The organism is Psychrobacter sp. APC 3426, assembly GCF_030408035.1.
Classification (GTDB): Bacteria; Pseudomonadota; Gammaproteobacteria; order Pseudomonadales; family Moraxellaceae; genus Psychrobacter.
Genome location: NZ_JASDCF010000023.1, coordinates 1 through 21,803, shown reverse-complemented (window position 1 = coordinate 21,803; position 21,803 = coordinate 1). Strand labels below are relative to the sequence as shown.

The window sequence follows — 21,803 nt, the reverse complement described above, 5'->3', positions numbered from 1 at the left end:
AAAAGTAAGGAAATCACTATGGCTGTTGGAAATGTGGCAGTACCCGATATTATTTATCCCATCGACGGTATCAAACTAAGTGCTACTGCGGCGGGTGTGCGCTACAAAGATCGTGATGATTTGGTCGTTATTGAGATTGCAGAAAAGGCAACCAGCGCTGTCGTTACGACTAAAAATACTTTTTGTGCTGCACCTGTACGAGTATTGCGTGAGCATTTTGCCAAGGCCAGTCCACGTTACTTGGTGACCAATACGGGCAATGCCAATGCGGGTACGGGCGCTGATGGTAAGCGCCGCGCAGAAGAAATCTGTGCAGCGTTGGCTACCAAAGCAGGCGTGGAAAGCAATACTGTTCTGCCATTTTCAACAGGCGTTATTGGCGAGCCATTAAATAGCGAAGCGGTCATCGCAGGATTGGATGATGCCTTGGCTAACTTGGGTGCTGATAACTGGCTGGCAGCGGCAAACGGTATCCGTACCACTGATACTATTCCCAAGCTTGCTAGCCAAAAAGTCGATGTCGGTGGTACTAGCTATCATGTGACTGGTATTTCAAAGGGCTCAGGAATGATACGCCCCAATATGGCGACGATGCTTGGCTATGTGGCAACGGATGCCAATATTGCAGCGGACTTATTACAAGAGATGTTAAGTGCCATTAATGAGCAGTCATTTAATCGCATTACCGTCGATGGTGACACCTCAACCAACGATTGCTGTGTATTGGTAGCCACAGGCGCTGCCAGCTCAGAGGTGATTGATAGCCCTACGCATCCTCATTATCAAGCGGTGTTTTCAGCCTTAACAGAGGTGTTTGTTCGCTTAGCGCAATTGATTGTGCGTGATGGGGAAGGTGCGACTAAGTTTATGACGGTAAAAGTCACGGGTGGTAAAGTGACGCAAGAGTGCTGTGACGTCGCATACGCAGTGGCGCATTCTCCACTCGTAAAGACAGCGTTCTTTGCCAGTGATGCCAATTGGGGTCGTATTTTAGCGGCTGTTGGCTATGCAGGTATCGATGACCTCGATACCGAGCAGGTTGATGTATATCTAGACGAAGTGATGATTTGTCAGAATGGTGGCGTCGCGCCTAGCTATACAGAAGAAGCGGGCAAAGCAGTCATGAGTCGCCCCGAGATTACCATTCATATTGACCTTGCACGTGGTGATGCCAGCGATACGGTATACACCTGCGATTTATCATATGACTACGTCAAGATTAATGCTGATTACCGTAGCTAAGGGTTATCGCTGTCAGCTAAGTAAAATACTGTTTAATGAATAACTAAGCCAGAGTGACTATCACTCTGGCTTTTTGCTGTGTAAATTTTGCTCAGTATCAATTTACTCTACTATTCAATACGCACGATTAACATCAGTTGCAAAAGCTGACGTTACTTTACAAAGCTGATGTAGAGAGGAAGTTGGGCTGCGACCTATAATTGCCTCAGTAAATAACAAACGATACTGTTGATGATTTCAACATCATTGAGCTCTCTAATATTTTCATTGATTTTATATTGTCATGAACAGTTGCGTTCAAATAAAAGTAATAAAAACTCACTGAGGATTGAATAATGAAAAAATTGGCACTAGCAGCATTAATGACGACTTTTGCTTTATCAGGTTGTTCTACTATGAATATGGACAACGAACGTACCATGGTTGTTGAAGGGCAACCTATGAACGTAAAAGTGGTTAATATCCCAAGCTTTGAAGTTGAGATTGCCCCACGTAAAGCAGTTTGCGACCTGACAGCAACAGACGGCTCTAAAGTTGAGTCTGAGTGCTTGCAGTATCGTCAGACTTATCAGAAAAACTACACCACTCTAAGCGGTAACATCCAAGGTTTCACCTATGAGCCAAACTATCGCTATGTGCTTGATGTACGTCAAGAAGCGGTAACTGCTGAAGGCTCTGACGTTGTACAGCCAGTTTGGATTCTTAATGAAGTGGTTTCTAAAACTGCTGAGTAATATCAGTGTTAGCCGTATCATGATGTGTTATCAAGCATCAGGTTGATAACGCCATGAGCGTTTGAATGGCTTCTCATGCAAAAGGCCTCTAATTTTTTAGAGGCCTTTTTTTATGTAAATGTCCCGTCCTAAAATAAATTTTTTGGCAAGGAGCCAGTTTGATAACCTTTGAATATATAGTTAGTAAAAAGTAATATCGATACATTACGTGCTGCTGATATCAATTTTTCTTGCTTGCTGTGCCTGCGCAGACAGAGGCTACAAAAAATTGATATCAGCCATACCGTAGCGTTTTTAGGGTATTTTGACTATAGCGCTACAGATATTGATAGTAGTCTATATGTATATTTTCTAGATTAGCACTGACTGTATTTTACACTGACACCATGCGAGGCTGTGAGGATACGATTATCTGCATAAACCGCTAAACCGCCGCGAGAGGTTTCTTTATATTTGTCTAACATATCAGCGCCTGTGACTTTCATGGTCTCAATCACCTTGTCCAAAGAGACAAAGTGCTGACCATTTCCGCGGCAAGCGAGACGGGCTGCATTAATCGCTTTGACTGCGCCCATGGCGTTACGCTCGATACAAGGTACTTGTACCAGCCCTCCAACAGGGTCACAAGTAAGCCCTAGATTGTGTTCGATACCGATTTCTGCTGCATTTAGACATTTGGCTGGCGAGCCGTCCATAATCTCTGCCAGTGCAGAGCCTGCCATGGCACAAGCAGAGCCGACTTCACCTTGACAGCCGACCTCAGCACCAGAGATAGAGGCATTCTCTTTGATTAAACTACCGATAGCGGTGGCATTTAATAAAAACTTGCGCACACCATCTTGGCTATAACTTGGTAAAAAATCACGATAATAATGTAGCACGGCTGGGATAATGCCTGCCGCGCCATTGGTTGGTGCAGTGACAACCTTGCCACCATTGGCATTTTCTTCATTGACGGCAAGGGCATATAAGTCAACCCAGTCCATCGCTGCAAGCTTATCAGTTTTAGAGATGGGTTGGTCTTTTTCGGCACAAAGCTGCTGATACAAGTCTTGAGCACGGCGTTTGACATCTAGGCCACCTGGCAAGATGCCCCCATTTTCACAGCCTTGTTTGACACAGTCTTGCATAACATCCCAGATGGTGTCTAAGTATTCAAATACTTGTTCTTTATCGCGAAAGTGACATTCATTGGCCAATACCAGCTCACTGATACTTAAATCATGCTGACGACATTGTTCTAATAGCTCTGCCGCTGTGTTAAATGGGTAGGGCACACTATCAATGGTCGGGCTGGCATGGTCTTCATCAGGGTTGGTAGCATCTTCTTCGTTGATGACAAAGCCGCCACCGACTGAGTAGTAAGTCTGTTGGTACAGACTACCATCTGTCAATATTGCTCGCAAAGTCATGGCATTGGGATGGTAGGGTAAAACAGTATCATCGTACCAATACACATCATTTTCTGTATCAAAATCAATCGTATGAGCGCCTGATACCGTCAGTTTTTTTTCAGAGAAAATAGGAGACAGGTACTCGCTGGTCATACGGGTGTCAATCGTGCTGGGCGTATGTCCAAGTAAACCTAAGAATATGGCTGTATCGGTTGCATGACCTTTGCCAGTGGCTGCCAAAGAACCATACAGCTCAATCTCGATTTTGTTAATAGCGGTCAGCTCTGTTTGCTTGGTGAGCGACGCTAAAAACAGATTCGCCGCCACCATCGGTCCTACGGTATGCGAGCTTGATGGGCCAATGCCAATTTTAAATAAATCAAAAACACTAATCATAATAAGTTACCGAAAATTATAAGTGTTTTGGCAAATTATATAGATTGCCTATGGCACTTTTATGGGAGGTATAATAGACAGTTGCTGCATGTAAGCCCTTTATAGGCTATATATTAAGCTCTGACTGTGAGAGTGGTGGTGCAATGAGAATAAACGGGACTTTAAGAATAACTTTTATTTATTATGAAACTCCGTTATCATGCCTGCAGCCAACCATTTTGTAACATCCTGTAAGCAGGTCATCCCTGTGATATTGCTTAGCGACAGTGAGCTAAGCAGTGATTCCAGTAGAACATATCTATCCTGATACCTCTAGCAGAATCTGATTAACAGCAGAATATCGCTATCATAACAAATAACACTTTTGGTTTGCTAGCATATAACATAAATGAATGATTTATGACGATATATTATCAATGAATTTAGCCTATTAATTTAGCTCGGCTCACATAGGACACGCGCGCATGCCATCTCAAAAAGACCACTCCTCCCATCTAGAAAATAGTGCTCAAGATCAGAACGCATTAGAAGCTGCAGGTATTGACACAGCAGCTATCCAATATCCGCATGACCCTGACTTCGATAATGGTCGTTGGTTTCCAACTTGGAAGCCTTACAAAGGCGATTTGGATCGTGATCCTGTTGGGATTAATGAGTATCTGCCACCAGCGAAGAGTGTGTTACTGGGTGTGCAGCATACCTTTGCGATGTTTGGTGCAACTGTACTGGCGCCATTGTTGATGGGATTTGACCCCAATCTAGCGATACTCATGTCAGGTATTTGTACTGTGATGTTTTTTATGATCACAGGTGGGCGCATGCCAAGCTATTTGGGCTCAAGCTTTGCGTTTATTGGGCCAGTCATCGCAGTGACTGCATATGCAGGGGCAGGATTCAACGCTAACTTGAATGTCGCATTGGGCGGCATCATGGCTTGCGGCATCATCTACGCGTTAATTGGTCTACTGGTGATGAAAACTGGCACAGGCTGGATTGAGCGCTTGATGCCGCCCATCGTAACGGGTGCTATCGTGATGATTATTGGTTTGAATCTAGCACCAGTCACTATCCAAGGGGTATCTGCTAATCAATTCGATGCGTGGATGGCTACCTTGACCGTATTGCTCATCAGTGGTGTGGCAGTGTTCACACGCGGTATGCTGCGCCGTTTGCTGTTGTTGGTTGGTCTGATATTGTCTTATGTTGCTTATTTTGTGATGACCAACATCATGGGTTTTGGTACGGCGATTGATTTTAGTAGTGTGGCGGCGGCATCGTGGATTGGTTTACCCACTATTCATACTCCTAGCTTTGAGATGAGCGCCATTATCCTCATCGCGCCTGTTGCCTTTATTTTGGTGGCCGAAAACTTAGGACATTTTAAAGCAGTTGAGGGTATGACCAAAGCTCGTGTGACCCCTTATATGGGCCGCGCATTTTTCGCAGATGGTGTGGCAACGACTTTTTCAGCAGGTTTTGGTGGTACGGGTGTGACCACTTATGCCGAAAACATCGGCGTCATGGCGGTTACGAAAGTCTATAGTACGACGATATTTGTCGTGGCAGGTCTGGTGGCTATTATGCTAGGGCTATCACCAAAGTTTGGTGCCATTATCCAAACGATACCGGCAGCATTATTAGGCGGTGCTTCTATTGTCGTCTTTGGTTTGATTGCGATTGCGGGTGCAAAAATTTGGATTGATAACCGTATCGACTTTAGCAAAAACAGCAACCTTATTATCGCTGCGGTCACCGTTATCATGGGCACAGGTAACTTTAGCCTGCACCTAGGCGGGTTCGACTTGGGCGGAATCGGTACCGCTACTTTGGCAGCCATTGTATTAAACGCATTATTTAACCAAGGTTCTGAGGCCAAAGAGGCCAATAAAGCATTGGCTAAATAATTTATCTAATCCACATCAAAATCCTAAAGTTAGAAAAGCGCCCATTTTATATATAGAATGGGCGCTTTTTATATACATGATCAGCAAGCCTTAAAACTTATACCAAACCCAAAAGGTCCGATTAACTTTGTCAAATTTGCTAAGCGTGCTAAGTATAGTACTTGCGCAAGTTTTCCGCGATACTCTCATTTTTGGAAATGGTATTACTTGTATTTACGTTTATAAAAACGTGCAAAAAATCGATAACGGCGCAGCGCACGGGGCTTAGGTTTTAATGAGCCTAAATAGATTGCAAACATTGTCAGTAGGGCGCCGCTCCACTGTAAAGTATTAATCGGTTTGTCGAGCCAGCTGTAATCAATGACCAATGCAGCGATAGGCTCAGTTAATAGTAGCAGTCCTGTCAATGCCAGAGACAGCTTGGGAATAGAGTAGGCGATAAGCCCCCATGCCAAACACTGCATCACGGTACCGTACACCAATATCCAGCCAATCTCAGACCAAGAATTGGGTAGGATATTACCTGTATCGAATAGAAACATCGGTACAATCATCGCCATCACACCGCCGATACTAATCAATTGCATGAGCATAAATATCGGCGTTGGCTCGGTATCATGCGTTTTACGTATAAATGTCATTGATGCCGCTAGCATAGCACCTGATACAATACCCGTGATAAACCCCCAAGTTGCGGCACTATTGTGTGCAAACTCAGGGCTACCTATCATCGCCACCCCAGCCATCGCTAGAAATAGACTGATAAGCTGTAATATAGATTGGCGCTCATTGAAATACAAAAAACCAATCGCTGCCAAAAAGAAAATCTGTAAGCTATTGAGCAAGGTCGAGATACCAGGGCCGACCGCATAAATACTCTCATGCCACAGCGCCAAATCCAAACCTAAAAATGCTCCCGATAATAAACCATAAAAAATAGCTCGTCTTGAGCGCGGCAGACGCTGCCCCATAACCTTGGCTAATATAGCAAAGACGACACCAGAAATGGCCAAGCGCCAAAATGACATCGCCCAACCACCGATATCGACGTGAGCCACGATTAAACTGCCCAAACCAAAAATAATACAGCCAATGACCAAGCCAATAGGTGCAGAGCGTGAAGAGGCGACAGCCATAGAGAATCCTTATATTTATCTTATTATTTTAGATAGTCGATTCATTGCGTTTAAGATGATAGTGCTTCAGATCATCATACAAGTCATATTGTCGAGGTTTTACACCTAAAATGAAATGGCAAAACCACAATTATTAGTGATATTACGACTGATATTATGGTGATGTTATATCTGACAGCTATCCTTACAGGAATAATGTTGGCGACGTTTGCACTATTTGCTAGTCTAGTGGTTTACAATGATTGGCTGATAACCGCATTACTAATGAACTACCCACCACCTAAAGAGGTAGGGGTTTCTTAGGTAATACCCATACTTGATACGATATTTTGTATCAGCGGTTAGGCAAATGGACTAAGCTAACCCCGTCGTACCGACGGTTTTGATTGTTGCCAGTCTCAAACCCTCACTGAGGATGTTGATACTGGCGTTTATGTCTCTATCATGCTTTTGCTGGCAACTCGGACAATTCCATGCCCTCACCTGTAATGGTAGCTCAGCCTTAGTCAGTAAGTGACCACAGCCTGAGCAGGTCTTAGACGATGGATACCATCGGTCTACTTTGACTACCTCTTTACCGTACCAATCGGCTTTATAAGTCAGCATGGTGGTAAAGGCTGACCATGAGCTATCGCTAATCGCTTTAGATAACTTTTTATTCTTAACCATGCCTTTGACGTTTAAGTCCTCAATCGCAATCACATCGTGGTTTTTGATGAGAGTGAATGAGAGTTTGTGTAGAAAGTCTTTTCGGATATTGGTTATTTTTTCATATACCTTAGCGACTTTAACTTTTTGCTTTTGATAGTTGCGGCTGTCAGACAATTTGCGCTGATTCGCTTTGGCAATGGCTCTACGCTTGGCCAGTATTTTCTGTTCTCGCGCAAGCTTATGTTGCAGCTTCGATAAAAAGGTAGGATTAGCGACTTTTGTACCGTCCGATAAGACGATAAAGTCGGTCAGTCCTAAGTCAATGCCTATTCTTGAGTGAGTTTTTAGCAACGGCTCTACGATAGTTTCAACCAGTAAGCTGACATAGTACTTGCCTGATGGGGTTTTGCTGATGGTCGCTGACTTGATTAAGCCATTTACCTTGCTTGGAAATTTAGCGTTGATATGACCAATCTTAGGCAGTTTGACAGTGCTGTCTGTGATCGCCACTGTGCCCTTTTGGTTGTTGGTCGTATAACTATCCTTAATTCCTTTTTTCTTGAATTTTGGGAAGCCTGCGCCTTGCTTGAAAAACTTGTTATAGGCAGCTCTTAGGTTCTGCTGCACATTCGCCAGTGCTAGGCTATCGACTTCTTTAAGCCATTCAAATTCTTTTTTATAGTGAGCAGGGGTATTTTTAAGCTCGGTCTTATGCTCGTTGTAATGATCAATCTTGTCACTAAGCATTTTATTCCAAATAAAGCGTGTGCAACCAAATGATTTAGCAAAGAATATTTGCTGACCCTCATTAGGGTATAATCTTACTTTATGGGCTTTTAGGATTTGCTTGGTCATAAGGAGCTTGTTGTTAATTGGCGTTATAATTATTAATTATAATACCATAGGGAGTAAGGGTAGTTATCAATAACGCATTCATCCCACTACTTTAGAAGTAGGGGATTTCTGCGCTGAAAATGTTAAAAATATCAATACAACTAGACTAGGTTTATCTATGCATCGACGCTCATCATCAACACGACAACGACTATCGACATCTGGTTTGGCGCGAACGGTGTCAAGATATGGTTTTACTATAGGCGTTCTCTCTAGCGCCCTACTTGTGATGCCAAGTGCACAAGCGGCCAGTTGTAAAATTCCAAAAAGCTATTATAAAAATGTCTCCTGCACGTCTAGCAGTGGTCATTATTTAGCGACAAAAGATTTTGGTGCGCCCGTTGCTTTGATTAACAGTAAAGGCAAGAGAGTTGTTGATTTGTCGCGCTACCAAAAAGTCGACGCTGATAAGATATCGAATGGTTTAATACCAGTATTACGCAATAGTCATGTTGGCTATCTTAATATGCAAGGACGTGAAGTCGTGCCTGCTATGTACGATATGCTCAAAGAAAGCCAAGGGTGGGCACGTGCAGTATCTGATGGACGTATCGTGGTCAAAAAAGACGGGAACTATGGTGTTATCACTACTGATAATAAAACAGTGGTAGCATTTTCATCATCGATTAGCGATATTGATGATTACCGAAGTGGGGTCGCCCGTGTGCGCAAAAGTAAAGCTGTCAGCTGGCTAGATAAAAACGGCAAAACCATAAGCGATCCCAATAGCAGTAACAATGAGCAGCCTGTAGCACGACAAGCACCAGCCCGTAATGACAGCAACAGTAGTAATAATAGCAGCAGGGCATCAGCGCCCAACATATTTACCACGTTACAACCACGCCAACAAGATGGCAGATGGGGTTTCGTTGATGATAACAATGTGACCATGATTACATACTCTTTCGATGAAGTGCGGCCATTCTCCGAAGGCATGGCGGGTGTGCGTATCGATGGAGACTGGGGCTTTGTTAATCTTGGCGGTGAATTGGTGATTCCGTTTCGCTTTGCTAATAGTGGCGTGTCAGCTGCTGATAGCTACAAAGGCAACCCGTCATTTGTATTTACCAATGGCAAGGCATGGATTGGCAACCTAAAAAACGGCAATAAGATGTGTATTGATAAAGAAGGCACTGGTGTCGGCTGCGACTGACTGTTTATGCGACTGAGTATTTAGAAGATAATCGATTGAGCTCAGGATATCTTCAAGCATAAAAAAAGCGCGCAAACCCTATCATTAATTTTTAGGATTTGCGCTCTTTTTATGGCGAATTAAGTAGTCGTACAAGAGCGTAAGGCTATTCGTTTAATAAATGATTGCTAATCAAATCGACCATATAGGGCTGATAATACTCAGGGATATCATGCGCCATTCCTTCGATTAAATGGAAGGTGGCATTGGGAATGGTCTTCGCAACCACACGGCCTTGTGACGCAGGGAGTAGCCCATCTGCGCTACCGTGCAGTACAATCGTCGGTGCTTTAACTTGCTTGCTAAAACGACTGATAGAGCCTGATGCCAAGATAGCATTGAGCTGCTGTACTGTACCGAGCGGATGAAAATTGCGTTGGTAGCGCAGTTTGGCGATTTCGCGCACCATGCGTACATTGACATGCCCAGGTGTACCAACCGTCTTCATAAACCAGACGCTATGACGCACAATATCACGCTCAGAATGGCTCTCAGGGCGATTGATAAGGGTATATAGTTGTTTGGGCTTTGGCGGTTTTAAAAAGGCGCGGTTGGTCGTCGTAAACATAAGCGCCATACGCTGTACCAAACTTGGATAACGAGCGGCCACGATTTGCGCGATCATCCCGCCCATAGAAGCACCAAGTAGGTGGGTCTTGCCAAGCTGTAATGCTTTAATCAGACGTGCAGTGTCTTCTGCCATGTCCGTTAAATTATAGGCAACTTGCATACCTTTATTAGACAGGCCTGTTTGCAGGCGCATCATCATCTTCAATTGACTGATACGCGGTAGTCCATCAATCTGTACTTTAGAAGACAAGCCGATGTCACGATTATCAAAACGAATCACAAAAAAACCAGCATCAATCAGGCGCTTAATAAAATTATTTGGCCAAAATATCATTTGTGAGCCAAGCCCCATAATCATCAATAATGGTGGGTTATTAGGGTTGCCACCAGCCTCAACACAAAGCTCGATACCATCGCCGATATCAATCATCGCTTGATGCAGGTGCTCACTAAGGTCGGATTTACGCCATTGATGCGAGCCAAACCGCTGCCATTCAAGAGTAGGGTAGCTGTCTGAATGCTCATTGATACTCTGACCCAAATTTTGATTTGATTTTGGATTCAAGCTTTCAGAAGGTTCGGCAGGGTTGGTGTCATTTGATTGTGTCATGAAGTGTCCTAATTAGAGGGTCATCTACTACAGTTCAAGCATCTCAAAATCAAGCTTACCGACTCCACATTCTGGGCAAATCCAGTCGTCAGGGATGTCTTCCCATTTGGTACCCGGTGCAATGCCTTCTTCAGGGCAGCCGAGCTCTTCGTCATATATCCAACCGCAGACAATACATTCATAACGTTTCATACATAGTCCTATCGATTATTACCAGTGCTACAGGGCGTTATTAACGCCGATGTTTAGAATTGTAGTCATCATATTCGACGACAAAAACGACCGTAGTTTAGCATATAACCGTGATTTTCATAGTTAAGTTTACACTTGTATATTGAGATAATCTGGTATTTATCAAGCCAATAGTGGTCGTTATCTGTGTTTCAATGCTCGTATTACCGTGAGTCAGACCGCAACATTAAAATCAATCATGCTATAATAACCGCCTTTAAATCTACAGTGCTAGCATTCATTTAGCACTGATGAATGATTCTTCAATTCCCATACAAGTCATATACACTAAGGGTTTCCATGAGCATTAATGCCGCTGATACATCCGCTAATACTGAAAACGAGCCCTCAAATGTGCTCAATACTGACCATCCATTTTGGCAGATTATTCGCACAGTACCAGACTTCCCAAAAGTCGGCATCGATTTTTATGATATTACACCGTTACTGCGCAGTCATATAGATGCGGTCATTGATGCATTGCTTGCTGCACTGCCAGAAGGGTTGATAGATGAGGTAGACTGTTTGGGTGCCGTTGAGGCGCGTGGGTTTGTCTTTGCTAGTTTGCTGGCAGGTCGATTGGGCAAAGGCATGATTTTGCTGCGTAAACCAGGTAAGTTGCCACCGCCAGTCGCTAATAAAGCCTATGCGTTAGAATATGGTAAAGACACGCTTGAGATGCAAAATAATTTGCCACCTGAGCGTGTGTTATTGGTCGATGATATTTTGGCCACTGGCGGCACGTTGACCACGGCTTATGAGCTTTGCAAATCAGCTGGTCATGCGGTGGCAGGGGCTTTAGTATTACTCGATTTGGTCGAATTGCATGGCGAGTTTCCAGTACCTGTCTATACGGTATTAAAAGCCTAAACGTAATGTGATTAAAAGCGTAACCCTGATTTGGATATTTGGGCTAGAGATATTTAATGGCTATTTGAATGCTCAATATATGCTTTTCATAAATAGACGCATCTAATAAATACGATTAATAAAAAATCGCGCTGAATCTGATCAGCGCGATTTTTCTTGTATTGTCATGAATATTAGGCCACTTTTTTGGCTTGTTCATACCTTTTACAGCTCTGTTCTACGAGGGTGCGACCAACCGTTTTAGGTGTCGTAATCTTAAAATCTTTTGTTGTTAATATAGGCTTGTCTGATTGCCAAGATTTTAAGACTTTATCATTAGCGGCGTAGTCTACGTAAGCGCGCCGATAGTAACTGGCATCCTTACAAGAGATAAGTAGCTGCTGATCACTATAGTTAACATTGCTGTCATCAGTATTTTTCTTGGATGTGGGATAAGTTCTACGGATAGAGACCATGATGTTTTCGACCCGTTTCTCATCGATGATGCTGATGTCGGAGCTTTCAATAGAGTCTAAATCTAGGCTAAAGACTGAACCAGAACTGCTCTTAGACACCTCTGACCAATTCATTGCTTGTGCGCTGAGTGCTAAAGCACTGCCTGCCAATAACACTGATAGCCGTTTCATACTTAAGCCCTGCTTCTTGTTATTTGAAGTCGGTCATAATAGCCAACTTGTCATCAGCAGGCAAATATCTTTTACCTGATGTCTATTATTCATACTTGCTGTACTACTACTGATACTCACTAAACTGGCGTTCATATTCACAGTAATAATATTTATGCTCATCGCATTGGCAGATATGATATGGACCGTTATTCACGGATAGCAGCAAGTGTCTTAGCAAGCTCGTCACGAGCAGTAATGAAGCCATCAATGCCCTTTGGTAGCAGGTCTTGAGTGACAGTGTCTTGTTGATAAGCGGCACTAAACTCGTCATGTGTCAGACTGACTCGAGTCATGTCATCTAATGCCATCGACATGCTAGGTGAGAGCTGACGAGTCACTTCAATGTCCATCGTGGCTAGCTCGTCGATGAGGTTTGGGGCGATGGTCAAGAGATCACAACCTGCCAATGCCAGTATCTGCTCAGTCGAGCGGAAGCTTGCACCCATCACTTGCGTTTTATAGCCATGCTGTTTGTAATATTGATAAATGAGTTTTACTGACTGCACGCCCATGTCATCAGAGGCTGGTACGTTTTGTCGGTTTTGTTGGCGTTTTTGCCAGTCTAAAATGCGTCCAACAAAAGGCGATATGAGTGTCACGCCTGCATCGGCACAGGCAATGGCTTGATGCTGTCCAAACAGTAAGGTCAGATTACAATGGATCCCCTGGGTTTCAAGATAACGCGCCGCCTCAATACCTTGCCAAGTCGCTGCCATCTTAATCAATACACGTTCAGGGTCGACATCTGCTTTTTGATAAGATTCCATAAACGCCATGGCTTTATCAATGGTCGCCTGGGTATCATAAGACAATCGTGCATCGACTTCGGTAGAGACTCGGCCTTCGATGAGCTCTAAAATATCACAGCCAACTTGAATGGTGAGTGCGTCAATCACAGCATCGATATCACCGTTATGATGGCTCATTGTTTCTGATAGCATACCTTGATTGTCAGGATGTGTGAGCGCCTTAGTTATTAAGCTTGGGTTGGTGGTTGCATCAATGGGTTTTAAGCGCGCAATGGCGGCAAGGTCGCCAGTATCAGCGACAATAGTGGTCATGGTACGAAGCTGTTGTAATGCGCTCATTAGATATCCTTTTTTCAATTTCTATTATATCGATTATTACATGTCACCAATTACAGGATGGCTTTTACACTATAACTTTGTTGTAGGTAAAAATCTTATCGGTGATGGCTTTTTTAAATATCAGCATTTTATAGACAGTGCTATTTGTGACTCGCTTTAAACTGTAACATAGTTTTGAGACTATGTAGCCTGATAGTTTTAACCTGCCTCGCTTTCCCGCAAAATAACTGTGCTATAGTTGACTGAATAAATACGTGTGATATCGCTGAATTTTTTTGCCGCAAAAAGTGTACGACTTGAATCGCTCAGCTTGTATCAAGACTATTTTGAATCGACTATGCTGTGAGCGGGTTTACGAGTATTTACGAATGGGCAGTGAGCAAAGTTTTTGCTATAGTAGAGCCGATCAATAGATTGTCCGCTATACTATGCAATTGATGCGGGTGGCATATCTGAATGCATATCATTAGATGACAGTATAGTATAGGCTGGCAGGGCGCAAAATTTCTGATAGACTATTTTGTCGATGACGATTATTGCTAATGTAATGAGTTGTCATAACCTTTGATTACTATCAACGGTCGACTTAATGACAGTAACTGAGATACCTTCAGTTTTTTGGGGCTGCGATGTTTGCGTAGGTCACTATTGAAGAGTTTTCAAAGCATTTAAAATTAACATAGTAATACCTAGTATTTATAAAAATTTAAACAGTGATGAAATTTAAAAAGGATGGGCGGTAATGAGTGAGCAGTCACCAGAGCAAAAGATGGATAATCTGAATCAAACCACGACAGGCACTAGCGATACCGCAACTGAAAAAGCATTTTTAGATAATATTCGCACAAGTATTGATGCAGTTGACCGCGAAATCCATGAGTTAATTAACAATCGTGCTAAGTTGGCTCAGCAAGTGGCAGTGGTAAAGAAAAGTCACATCGCTAATAATCCGACTGCTGAGAATAATAACCCTATATTTTATCGTCCAGAGCGTGAAGCTCAGGTACTAAAAGCAGTCATGGAACGCAACACTGGTCCAATCGCTGACGAAAAAATGGCGCGTTTGTTCCGTGAAATTATGTCGGTCTGTTTGGATTTAGAAGCACCGCAACGTATTGCTTTTTTAGGTCCCGTTGGTACCTTTACCCACGCTGCGGCCCTCAAACATTTTGGTAAAGCTGCTGATACCGTGCCGATGACCACCATTACCGATGTGTTCCGTGAAGTTGAAGCGGGTACGGCGATGTATGGTGTGGTACCCGTTGAAAACTCCTCAGAAGGGGTGGTCAATCACACCTTAGATGGCTTTTTATCTTCTACCTTAAAAATTATCGGTGAAGTCGAGCTGCCTATCCATCAAAACTTCTTGGTCGCTGAACATACCAAGGTTGATAGTTTAAGTCGTATTTATTCGCATCAGCAATCATTGGCTCAATGCCGCCATTGGCTCGATGTGAATTTCCCTAATGTTGAGCGCGTTGCAGTATCGAGTAATGGTGAAGCCGCTCGCCGTCTCAAAAACGAATGGCATTCAGCGGCTATTGCTGGCGATGTCGCTGCTGCTGAATATGACTTACATAAGCTCTATTCAAATATCGAAGACAATCCAAGTAATACCACACGCTTCTTAATCATCGGTCATGAAGCCATTGCGCCATCTGGTCAAGACAAAACCTCTATCGTTGTCTCTGCTCACGATAAAGCGGGTGCGCTGATCGAAATTCTAAAGCCGTTGTCTTATCATAATGTGTCAATGACCAGTATCGAGACGCGTCCTGAACGCCCTAATAAGTGGGCTTATGTATTCTTTATTGATATGAATGGTCATATCGATGATCCTAACGTCAGCGCGGCTATTGCCGATATCCGCCCGTTGGTAAAAGATGTGCGCATATTAGGCTCGTATCCAAAAGCAGTGCTATAGCCAAAACCACAATACAAGGGTGGCAGCGTTAACCTTGCTTGCAGCATGAATTATATGTCTACATTTGGTTGCCTTGTCCCTTTTTTATGATGAACCAGCTATATATTGAATCAATGACACAGTGACACAACGCCGGCTTTACCAAACCATAATGAGTGCCGGTATGAGTCATTAATGGATGCGTCATCACCTCTAAGGATAAACCATGCAATCTAATCAATCGTCAGGGGCAAACGTCTCACCGTTAGTACCTGCCTACGACAGTATTTTAGAGCTAGCCCCGTATCAAACAGGCAAGCCGGTAGAAGAGTTGACGCGCGAGTATGGTGTCTCGGATGTGGTAAAGCTTGCCAGTAACGAAAACCCGATAGGTTGCTCGCCGCAAGTAACCTTGGCTATTACGGAGCAATTGGGTCAACTGGCACGCTATCCTGATGGCAACGGTTATTATTTAAAACAAGCGCTTGCTGATTTTAATAGTGTGGATGTTGAGCAGATTACTCTAGGTAATGGCTCTAATGATTTATTGGATATATTGGCGCGTGGTTTTGTGAGTTGTGATGATGCTATCGTCTATAGTGAGTACGCCTTTGTGGTGTATTCGATGCTGGCGAAAATACAAGGCGCAACAGGGGTAGAAGTGCCAGCGCAGCGTTTTGGTCACGATTTAAAGGCGATGTCTAAAGCGGTAACAGATAATCCGAATACCAAGATTGTTTTTATTGCCAATCCTAATAATCCAACGGGCACGCAGCTTGGTCATAAAGAGCTTCGCGAGTTTGTCGCTAGTGTGCCAAGCTCAGTGCTAGTGGTGTTGGATGAGGCGTATATCGAGTATAGTCCTGAGAGTAATAATAGGGCGCTGCTTAATGAGTTTGATAATGTCGTCATCGTACGCACTTTTTCCAAAGCTTATGGACTGGCAGGTCTGCGTGTTGGCTATGCCCTCAGCTCAATACCAGTAGCAGCATTGCTCAACCGTATTCGTCAGCCGTTTAACGTCAGCCGTGTGGCATTGGCCGCTGCGGCCGCCGCACTTAATGACCAAGACTTTATCGAAAAAGTCCGCTTGACCAATAACGAGCAAATGCGCTGGTTAGAAAAACAATTCGACGCGTTAGGTTTGGGTTTTATTAAGTCGCATGCCAACTTTATCATGGTGGAAATAGAAGTTGAGATGGAAGCAATAACCGCTGCTTCTATTCATCAAGCGTTACTAGAACAAGGTGTGATAGTCCGCCCATTAGCCGCCTATGGCTTACCTAACTGGCTACGTATTACGGTAGGTCTGGCAGAGGACAATCTTCGTTTGATTGATACGCTGCACTCAATTTTGACTGAAGATTAATAAATAATTGGTAAGATTTTTTCGATTAGTAAATATATTTTGATTAATTCTGTCACTTAACAACATACACATAAGCTTGGCTTTCGTGATGCTGAAGTCAATCTGACGCTAGTTCATTTAACGAGATATGTCGCCAGCCAAAAGATAAAAAGAATATTATGCAACTCCCTTTTAATACTCAGCCGCCGTTATTTAAGCAGGTTTGTGTCATCGGTCTAGGGCTGATTGGCGCAAGTCTTGCTCAAGCTATAAAAGACAATCATTTAAGTGAGCGCTTGGTTGCTGTCGATAGGCACTTGCCAAGCATTGACGAAGCCATTCAGCATGGTTTGTTAGATGCGGGTGGCACTGTGTTAAGTGACGTGGTGTCAGGCAGTGACTTGATTGTCATCGCTGTACCGGTACAGGCGGTGAAAGCCGTGTTTGTCGATATTAAAAATGCAATGGATAATGGACAGCTTGCCACAGATTGTATGATCACGGATGTCTGTAGTACCAAGGTCAATATCATTGAGGCGGCACAAGCCGTGTTTACCACATTACCAACAGGTTTTGTACCTGCGCATCCGATTGCTGGGGCTGAGAATTCAGGGTATCATGCCAGGCGCGCCACATTATTTGCCAATCATAGTGTTATCATTTGCGAGCTGCCAACGAGCAATCCTTCTGCAATTGCTAATTTGCGTCAATTATGGGAAGCGGTAGGTGCAACTGTCATGTCAATGGACGCTGAGCATCATGATGCTATCTTGGCGCACACCAGTCATTTACCGCACCTGCTGGCATTTAATTTGGTTGAACAGCTGGCAAGTCATGATGATAATTTAGATATGTTTCGCTATGCTGCAGGTGGCTTCCGCGACTTTAGCCGAATTGCTGCCAGTGACCCTAAAATGTGGCATGATATATTTTTTGCCAATCAAAGCGCGATTGTGAGCGCCCTTGATGAGTATGGTGTTTATTTACAGACCATGCGCCAACTTATTATTGATAAAGATTCAACCGCCCTGATGGGACTTTTGGGCCGCGCGCAAGCCGCACGGCGACATTTTGGCCATATGTTAGCCAGCACCCCTTATACGGATACTTCTGCCATGTCAGCTTCTTATAATATTACCCCTAGCAACACCGTCTCTGGCACCATTACTATTCCTGGTGATAAATCTATCTCGCATCGCAGCATCATGCTTGGTAGTCTAGCCACTGGCGTCACCAACGTCACTGGGTTTTTGGAAGGGGAAGATGCGCTGGCTACCTTGCAGGCGTTTCGTGATATGGGCGTGAGCATTGAAGGCCCTGATAAAGGTAAATTGACTATTCATGGCGTGGGTATGAATGGTCTAAAACCAAGCAAAACGCCATTATATATGGGCAACTCAGGCACCAGTATGCGCCTGCTAGCCGGTATTTTAGCGGCACAGTCATTTGATAGTGTGTTAACAGGCGATACCAGTCTAAACAAGCGGCCAATGGAGCGTGTCGCAGCACCTCTTCGCGAGATGGGTGCTGTTATTCAAAGTACCGGCCATAGTGGCACAGCGCCGTTAAGTATCACTGGTCGTGATAATGTCGGTAAGCCGCTGCAAGGGGCAGAGTATGATATGCCAGTCGCTTCTGCACAGGTTAAGTCTTGCTTATTGTTGGCTGGACTGTGGGCAAAAGGCACCACGACTGTCATACAACCTGAGGTTAGCCGTGATCATACCGAGCGTATGCTGTCAGCCTTTGGTTATCCTGTAATCGTCGATGGCAATCGCATTAGTGTAGAAGGTGGTGGTACACTGACAGGCGGTGATATTGCTGTCCCTGCGGATATCTCATCGGCAGCATTCTTTATGGTCGCTGCTGCGATTAGTCAAGGTAGTGAGCTGACCCTTACGCAAGTCGGTATTAACCCGACGCGTACCGGTATCATCGATATTCTAAAACTTATGCAAGCGGATATTAGCCTAAGCAATGAGACCCATGTGGGCGGCGAACCAGTGGCGGATATTACTATTCGTAGCTCAAGCCTAAAAGGTATTGATATCCCAGAATATTTAGTACCATTAGCGATTGATGAATTCCCAGTATTGTTCATTGCTGCTAGCTGTGCCCAAGGTCGTACAGTACTAACGGGTGCGAAAGAGTTGCGCGTGAAAGAGTCCGATCGTATTGCTGTCATGGCAGACGGTCTACAAACGCTAGGCATTGATTGTACGGTGACTGAAGATGGTCTGATCATTGAAGGGCAAGGTATTCAAAGTCAAAATGGTGAAGTGAATAACAACCAACCTGTATTTGGTGGCGGACATATTACCTCGCATCATGATCATCGTATTGCCATGAGCTTTGCGGTTGCAAGCTTACGTGCCTCTAAGCAAATTACCATCGAAGGCGTTGAGACGGTCAATACCAGTTTCCCAGGATTTGCAGAACTTGCTAATCAAATTGGCATGTCTATCCAAGTTAATCAAGGCGATGCGTAATAGTATCCAAAGTTCATATTTGATTTTACTATCATCAAAAGTATGTAGAGATTAGATATAGCAAAATATTAAACCTGCTAAGAACAAACCTAAATGAGGGTTAATTTGAAATATCTTTAATCCTTGTAAGTTATTTTAAAAATGTTGTTGTCGTTAGCAATGTGTTGATACCTAAATGGGTATGAACGCATTGCTTTTTTACTTTATATCCTATATGTAGTAACCCTGCGCTTCTGTCTATCGCTTCTACCATTTGTCAAAATAGTCAGGGTCGCGCTTTGCTCTAACTTAAGTTGTCTTGCCTTATGACCACTCAAAATGTTGTCAAAAAACCAGTCGTTCCAATCAAAACTACGAGAAGTGGTATCGTCACTGCGCTGATCGCTTTTTGTATATGGGGTGCATTTCCTTTATATTTTAAACAGTTAGCGGCTTATAACGCGACAGAAATTATCGGTCATCGTATTGTTTGGACGTTTGCCTGTTTGCTCATCGTCGTGGTCGTGACCAAGCGCTGGCAGTGGATAGATACTTTAAAACAAAACCCCAAGTGGATAGCCTTGACCTTTTTGTCCGGTATTATTATTGCCACCAACTGGCTCACGTATGTATGGGCGGTCAATCACGATCAAATCCTTGAGGCCAGCTTAGGGTACTTTATTGGTCCGTTAGTTGGCGTGGCACTATCGATGATTTTGTTCAAAGAGCGTCTACGCACCCTACAATGGGTCGCGATTGGATTTGCGCTATTGTCTGTGGTCATTCAGGTAGTCATGTTGGGTAGTCTGCCATGGTTATCGCTCATTCTTGCCTTTAGTTTTAGTACTTATGGCACCATTCAGCGCCAAACACCACTAACTCCTGTTGATGCAATGTTCGTTGAAACCACGATGCTCGTACCCATCTTTATTTGGTGGTTTTGGCAAGCGGATGTGGTCAGCAGCCAGCTGAGTTTTTGGTTTACCTCAAATATTTGGTTGCTCATGATTGCAGGTCCGATTACTTTGATACCGTTACTGCTATTTAATAGATCGACTAAGCTGGTTGCTTATAGTATTTTAAGCTTTATGAATTATCTGACGCCGACCTTTATTTTCTTCTTGGCGGTATTCTATTATAAAGAGCCTTTTGACTTAAGCCGTTTAGCCGTCTTTGGTTTGATTTGGCTCGGTCTGTTATTATTCAGCATTGACTTGTGGCGTCATCGCCCTAGTAAGGCGCTAAAGGCCGAGCGGTTGCGTAAAGAAGCTTTGCAGCAAAGTAAATAAGCATTTGTTTGCAAAGCTAGTACTAGAAATCTGGATTTAAAATTAATTAATAAGGCTGAAATTATGTTTCATACCGAATCTGATGTGGTATTTGTCAAAGGCTTAACAGTAGAAGCAGTCATCGGTATCTACGAATGGGAGCGAGCTATCACTCAGCCGTTACTAATTGATATAGCGCTTGAGACAGATATTAGCGCCGCTGCTGCTTCTGATGACGTTAACGATGCACTGAATTACAAAGCGGTCTGCGATGACGTTAGCGAATGGTGTCAAGCTATTAAGGCGCAGTTGCTAGAGCATTTAGCGGGGCAAATCGCTGATAAGTTGCTTGCCAAATATAGCTGTCATAAAATCACTTTAAGCATTGCTAAGCCCACTGCTATCAAGCAGGCCGATGCGGTTGGGGTACAGATCACGCGTTATGCAACGGCCATTGAAGATAAGCCAGTTGTAAGCAAGGACGATGATGCATAATATGCATAAAAATTTGGCTGATTTGAGTCTTGAAACGCTAAAAAAGCAGACGCCTGAACTGTTGCAAACACAATCTGTGACGGCAGTATTATTGGCTTTAGGCAGTAATTATCAAGCTGAACATTATCTGCCGCTTGTCCGAAAGGATCTAGCGGCGCTAGGGGGAATACAGTTATCTACTGCATTTGAAAATCCTGACTTTACATCGACCGAAGCGCAACCAAAGCCCGATTATACCAATCAGTGCGTTTATTTGCGTTTGGGAGAGCCAATGACACTGCAACAGTTACAGCAGGTTTTTAAAGATCTTGAGGGTGACTGTCATAGGCAGCGTCTAACAGAAGCTCAGACGCCAATAAAAAAAGTTACGATGGATATCGATATTCTATTGATAGAAACGCTATTAATAGAAGTTGTTTCTGATAAAAATAGCCTAAGCAGCAATAAGGAATTTGAAGAGTCTAATTGGATTGTAATGGCAGATCGTTACCCATTCAAAGCGCATGAAAGAGCAGGGGTTGAAGAATTAATTTCAGATATTCCGTAGTTTTATGGATATTTAATATCAATTTTGAATAAAATGGAGTATTAAGAGCTGTACTAGTTAGCATAAACCCCCTATGGCAGGATAGTTGTCACCCCTAAATATTAATCCAAATGGGGGGCACAAGGACCAATCATGCCAAGATATAGTGACGATCGTAAACAAGCCATACTCAGCAAACTGCAACCCCCATTAAA

At 43.6% G+C, this 21,803-nt stretch carries 18 protein-coding genes; 11 read left to right on the top strand and 7 right to left on the bottom strand.

The annotated features are described in order from the left end of the window. Positions 1-18 precede the first annotated feature (18 nt). Positions 19-1,242 carry a bifunctional glutamate N-acetyltransferase/amino-acid acetyltransferase ArgJ gene (gene argJ / locus QL919_RS10955; RefSeq protein WP_290189555.1) on the top strand — a complete coding sequence of 408 codons (1,224 nt, stop codon included), beginning with the start codon at positions 19-21 and terminating at the stop codon, positions 1,240-1,242. A gap of 335 nt (positions 1,243-1,577) precedes the next feature. Beyond that, the gene (locus tag QL919_RS10950) at positions 1,578-1,976 is read left to right on the top strand and encodes a DUF4377 domain-containing protein (RefSeq protein WP_290189554.1); all 399 of its coding nucleotides are present in this window, start codon (positions 1,578-1,580) and stop codon (positions 1,974-1,976) included. A 356-nt stretch (positions 1,977-2,332) separates the two neighbouring features. Here the strand turns inward: QL919_RS10950 and QL919_RS10945 are convergent, their stop codons facing one another. Continuing rightward, a complete protein-coding gene (locus QL919_RS10945; RefSeq protein WP_290189577.1) occupies positions 2,333-3,769 on the bottom strand; it encodes an L-serine ammonia-lyase in 1,437 nt (478 codons plus the stop codon). 461 nt (positions 3,770-4,230) lie between these two features. On the opposite strand from QL919_RS10945, the gene QL919_RS10940 reads away from it, so the two are divergent. Continuing rightward, positions 4,231-5,670, top strand: coding sequence for a solute carrier family 23 protein (locus QL919_RS10940; RefSeq protein ID WP_290189553.1), 1,440 nt, complete (start codon positions 4,231-4,233; stop codon positions 5,668-5,670). Positions 5,671-5,873: 203 nt separating this feature from the next. Here QL919_RS10940 and QL919_RS10935 read toward each other — a convergent pair whose 3' ends face one another. Both QL919_RS10935 and tnpB read right to left on the bottom strand, forming a co-directional pair. Beyond that, entirely contained in the window at positions 5,874-6,806 is a 933-nt protein-coding gene (locus QL919_RS10935; RefSeq protein ID WP_290189552.1) for a DMT family transporter, read from the bottom strand. Between the two features lie 354 nt (positions 6,807-7,160). Further along, positions 7,161-8,312: an IS200/IS605 family element RNA-guided endonuclease TnpB gene (tnpB, locus tag QL919_RS10930; protein WP_290189551.1), complete on the bottom strand. Its 1,152-nt coding sequence runs from the start codon at positions 8,310-8,312 to the stop codon at positions 7,161-7,163. Between the two features lie 157 nt (positions 8,313-8,469). Between tnpB and QL919_RS10925 the strand changes: the two genes are divergently transcribed. Further along, positions 8,470-9,504, top strand: a complete 1,035-nt coding sequence (locus tag QL919_RS10925; protein WP_290189550.1) for a WG repeat-containing protein — start codon at positions 8,470-8,472, stop codon at positions 9,502-9,504. A 145-nt stretch (positions 9,505-9,649) separates the two neighbouring features. Here the strand turns inward: QL919_RS10925 and QL919_RS10920 are convergent, their stop codons facing one another. Continuing rightward, on the bottom strand, positions 9,650-10,723 hold the full coding sequence (locus QL919_RS10920; RefSeq protein ID WP_290189549.1) for an alpha/beta hydrolase: 1,074 nt from the start codon (positions 10,721-10,723) through the stop codon (positions 9,650-9,652). 27 nt (positions 10,724-10,750) lie between these two features. Next, positions 10,751-10,915: a rubredoxin gene (locus QL919_RS10915; protein ID WP_183618001.1), complete on the bottom strand. Its 165-nt coding sequence runs from the start codon at positions 10,913-10,915 to the stop codon at positions 10,751-10,753. 339 nt (positions 10,916-11,254) lie between these two features. On the opposite strand from QL919_RS10915, the gene QL919_RS10910 reads away from it, so the two are divergent. After that, entirely contained in the window at positions 11,255-11,824 is a 570-nt protein-coding gene (locus QL919_RS10910; protein WP_290189548.1) for an adenine phosphoribosyltransferase, read from the top strand. A 173-nt stretch (positions 11,825-11,997) separates the two neighbouring features. On the opposite strand, the gene QL919_RS10905 is transcribed toward QL919_RS10910, so the two are convergent. Together QL919_RS10905 and QL919_RS10900 are read right to left on the bottom strand one after the other, a co-directional pair. Then, complete coding sequence (locus tag QL919_RS10905) at positions 11,998-12,450, bottom strand: hypothetical protein (protein WP_290189547.1); 453 nt, start codon at positions 12,448-12,450, stop codon at positions 11,998-12,000. Between the two features lie 188 nt (positions 12,451-12,638). Beyond that, positions 12,639-13,580, bottom strand: a complete 942-nt coding sequence (locus QL919_RS10900; RefSeq protein WP_290189546.1) for a transaldolase — start codon at positions 13,578-13,580, stop codon at positions 12,639-12,641. A 742-nt stretch (positions 13,581-14,322) separates the two neighbouring features. Between QL919_RS10900 and pheA the strand changes: the two genes are divergently transcribed. The 6 genes from pheA to QL919_RS10870 all read left to right on the top strand — a co-directional run bounded on the left by pheA (position 14,323) and on the right by QL919_RS10870 (position 21,609). Next, positions 14,323-15,504 (top strand): prephenate dehydratase, encoded by a 1,182-nt coding sequence (gene pheA / locus QL919_RS10895; RefSeq protein ID WP_290189545.1) that lies wholly within the window; start codon positions 14,323-14,325, stop codon positions 15,502-15,504. A gap of 205 nt (positions 15,505-15,709) precedes the next feature. Further along, positions 15,710-16,852 (top strand): histidinol-phosphate transaminase, encoded by a 1,143-nt coding sequence (hisC, locus tag QL919_RS10890; RefSeq protein WP_290189544.1) that lies wholly within the window; start codon positions 15,710-15,712, stop codon positions 16,850-16,852. Positions 16,853-17,010: 158 nt separating this feature from the next. Continuing rightward, positions 17,011-19,320: a bifunctional prephenate dehydrogenase/3-phosphoshikimate 1-carboxyvinyltransferase gene (locus QL919_RS10885; protein ID WP_290189543.1), complete on the top strand. Its 2,310-nt coding sequence runs from the start codon at positions 17,011-17,013 to the stop codon at positions 19,318-19,320. 305 nt (positions 19,321-19,625) lie between these two features. Beyond that, the gene (gene rarD, locus QL919_RS10880; protein ID WP_290189542.1) at positions 19,626-20,588 is read left to right on the top strand and encodes an EamA family transporter RarD; all 963 of its coding nucleotides are present in this window, start codon (positions 19,626-19,628) and stop codon (positions 20,586-20,588) included. A gap of 63 nt (positions 20,589-20,651) precedes the next feature. Next, positions 20,652-21,062, top strand: coding sequence for a dihydroneopterin aldolase (gene folB, locus QL919_RS10875; RefSeq protein WP_290189541.1), 411 nt, complete (start codon positions 20,652-20,654; stop codon positions 21,060-21,062). Between the two features lies 1 nt (position 21,063). Next, positions 21,064-21,609, top strand: coding sequence for a 2-amino-4-hydroxy-6-hydroxymethyldihydropteridine diphosphokinase (locus tag QL919_RS10870; RefSeq protein ID WP_198330870.1), 546 nt, complete (start codon positions 21,064-21,066; stop codon positions 21,607-21,609). The last annotated feature ends 194 nt before the right edge of the window (positions 21,610-21,803 follow it).

Coding starts and splice junctions, on each gene's coding strand:
- argJ (WP_290189555.1), top strand. CDS start 19: ATGGCTGTTGGAAATGTGGCAGTACCCGATATTATTTATCCCATCGAC.
- QL919_RS10950 (WP_290189554.1), top strand. CDS start 1,578: ATGAAAAAATTGGCACTAGCAGCATTAATGACGACTTTTGCTTTATCA.
- QL919_RS10940 (WP_290189553.1), top strand. CDS start 4,231: ATGCCATCTCAAAAAGACCACTCCTCCCATCTAGAAAATAGTGCTCAA.
- QL919_RS10935 (WP_290189552.1), bottom strand. CDS start 6,806: ATGGCTGTCGCCTCTTCACGCTCTGCACCTATTGGCTTGGTCATTGGC.
- tnpB (WP_290189551.1), bottom strand. CDS start 8,312: ATGACCAAGCAAATCCTAAAAGCCCATAAAGTAAGATTATACCCTAAT.
- QL919_RS10925 (WP_290189550.1), top strand. CDS start 8,470: ATGCATCGACGCTCATCATCAACACGACAACGACTATCGACATCTGGT.
- QL919_RS10920 (WP_290189549.1), bottom strand. CDS start 10,723: ATGACACAATCAAATGACACCAACCCTGCCGAACCTTCTGAAAGCTTG.
- QL919_RS10915 (WP_183618001.1), bottom strand. CDS start 10,915: ATGAAACGTTATGAATGTATTGTCTGCGGTTGGATATATGACGAAGAG.
- QL919_RS10910 (WP_290189548.1), top strand. CDS start 11,255: ATGAGCATTAATGCCGCTGATACATCCGCTAATACTGAAAACGAGCCC.
- QL919_RS10905 (WP_290189547.1), bottom strand. CDS start 12,450: ATGAAACGGCTATCAGTGTTATTGGCAGGCAGTGCTTTAGCACTCAGC.
- QL919_RS10900 (WP_290189546.1), bottom strand. CDS start 13,580: ATGAGCGCATTACAACAGCTTCGTACCATGACCACTATTGTCGCTGAT.
- pheA (WP_290189545.1), top strand. CDS start 14,323: ATGAGTGAGCAGTCACCAGAGCAAAAGATGGATAATCTGAATCAAACC.
- hisC (WP_290189544.1), top strand. CDS start 15,710: ATGCAATCTAATCAATCGTCAGGGGCAAACGTCTCACCGTTAGTACCT.
- QL919_RS10885 (WP_290189543.1), top strand. CDS start 17,011: ATGCAACTCCCTTTTAATACTCAGCCGCCGTTATTTAAGCAGGTTTGT.
- rarD (WP_290189542.1), top strand. CDS start 19,626: ATGACCACTCAAAATGTTGTCAAAAAACCAGTCGTTCCAATCAAAACT.
- folB (WP_290189541.1), top strand. CDS start 20,652: ATGTTTCATACCGAATCTGATGTGGTATTTGTCAAAGGCTTAACAGTA.
- QL919_RS10870 (WP_198330870.1), top strand. CDS start 21,064: ATGCATAAAAATTTGGCTGATTTGAGTCTTGAAACGCTAAAAAAGCAG.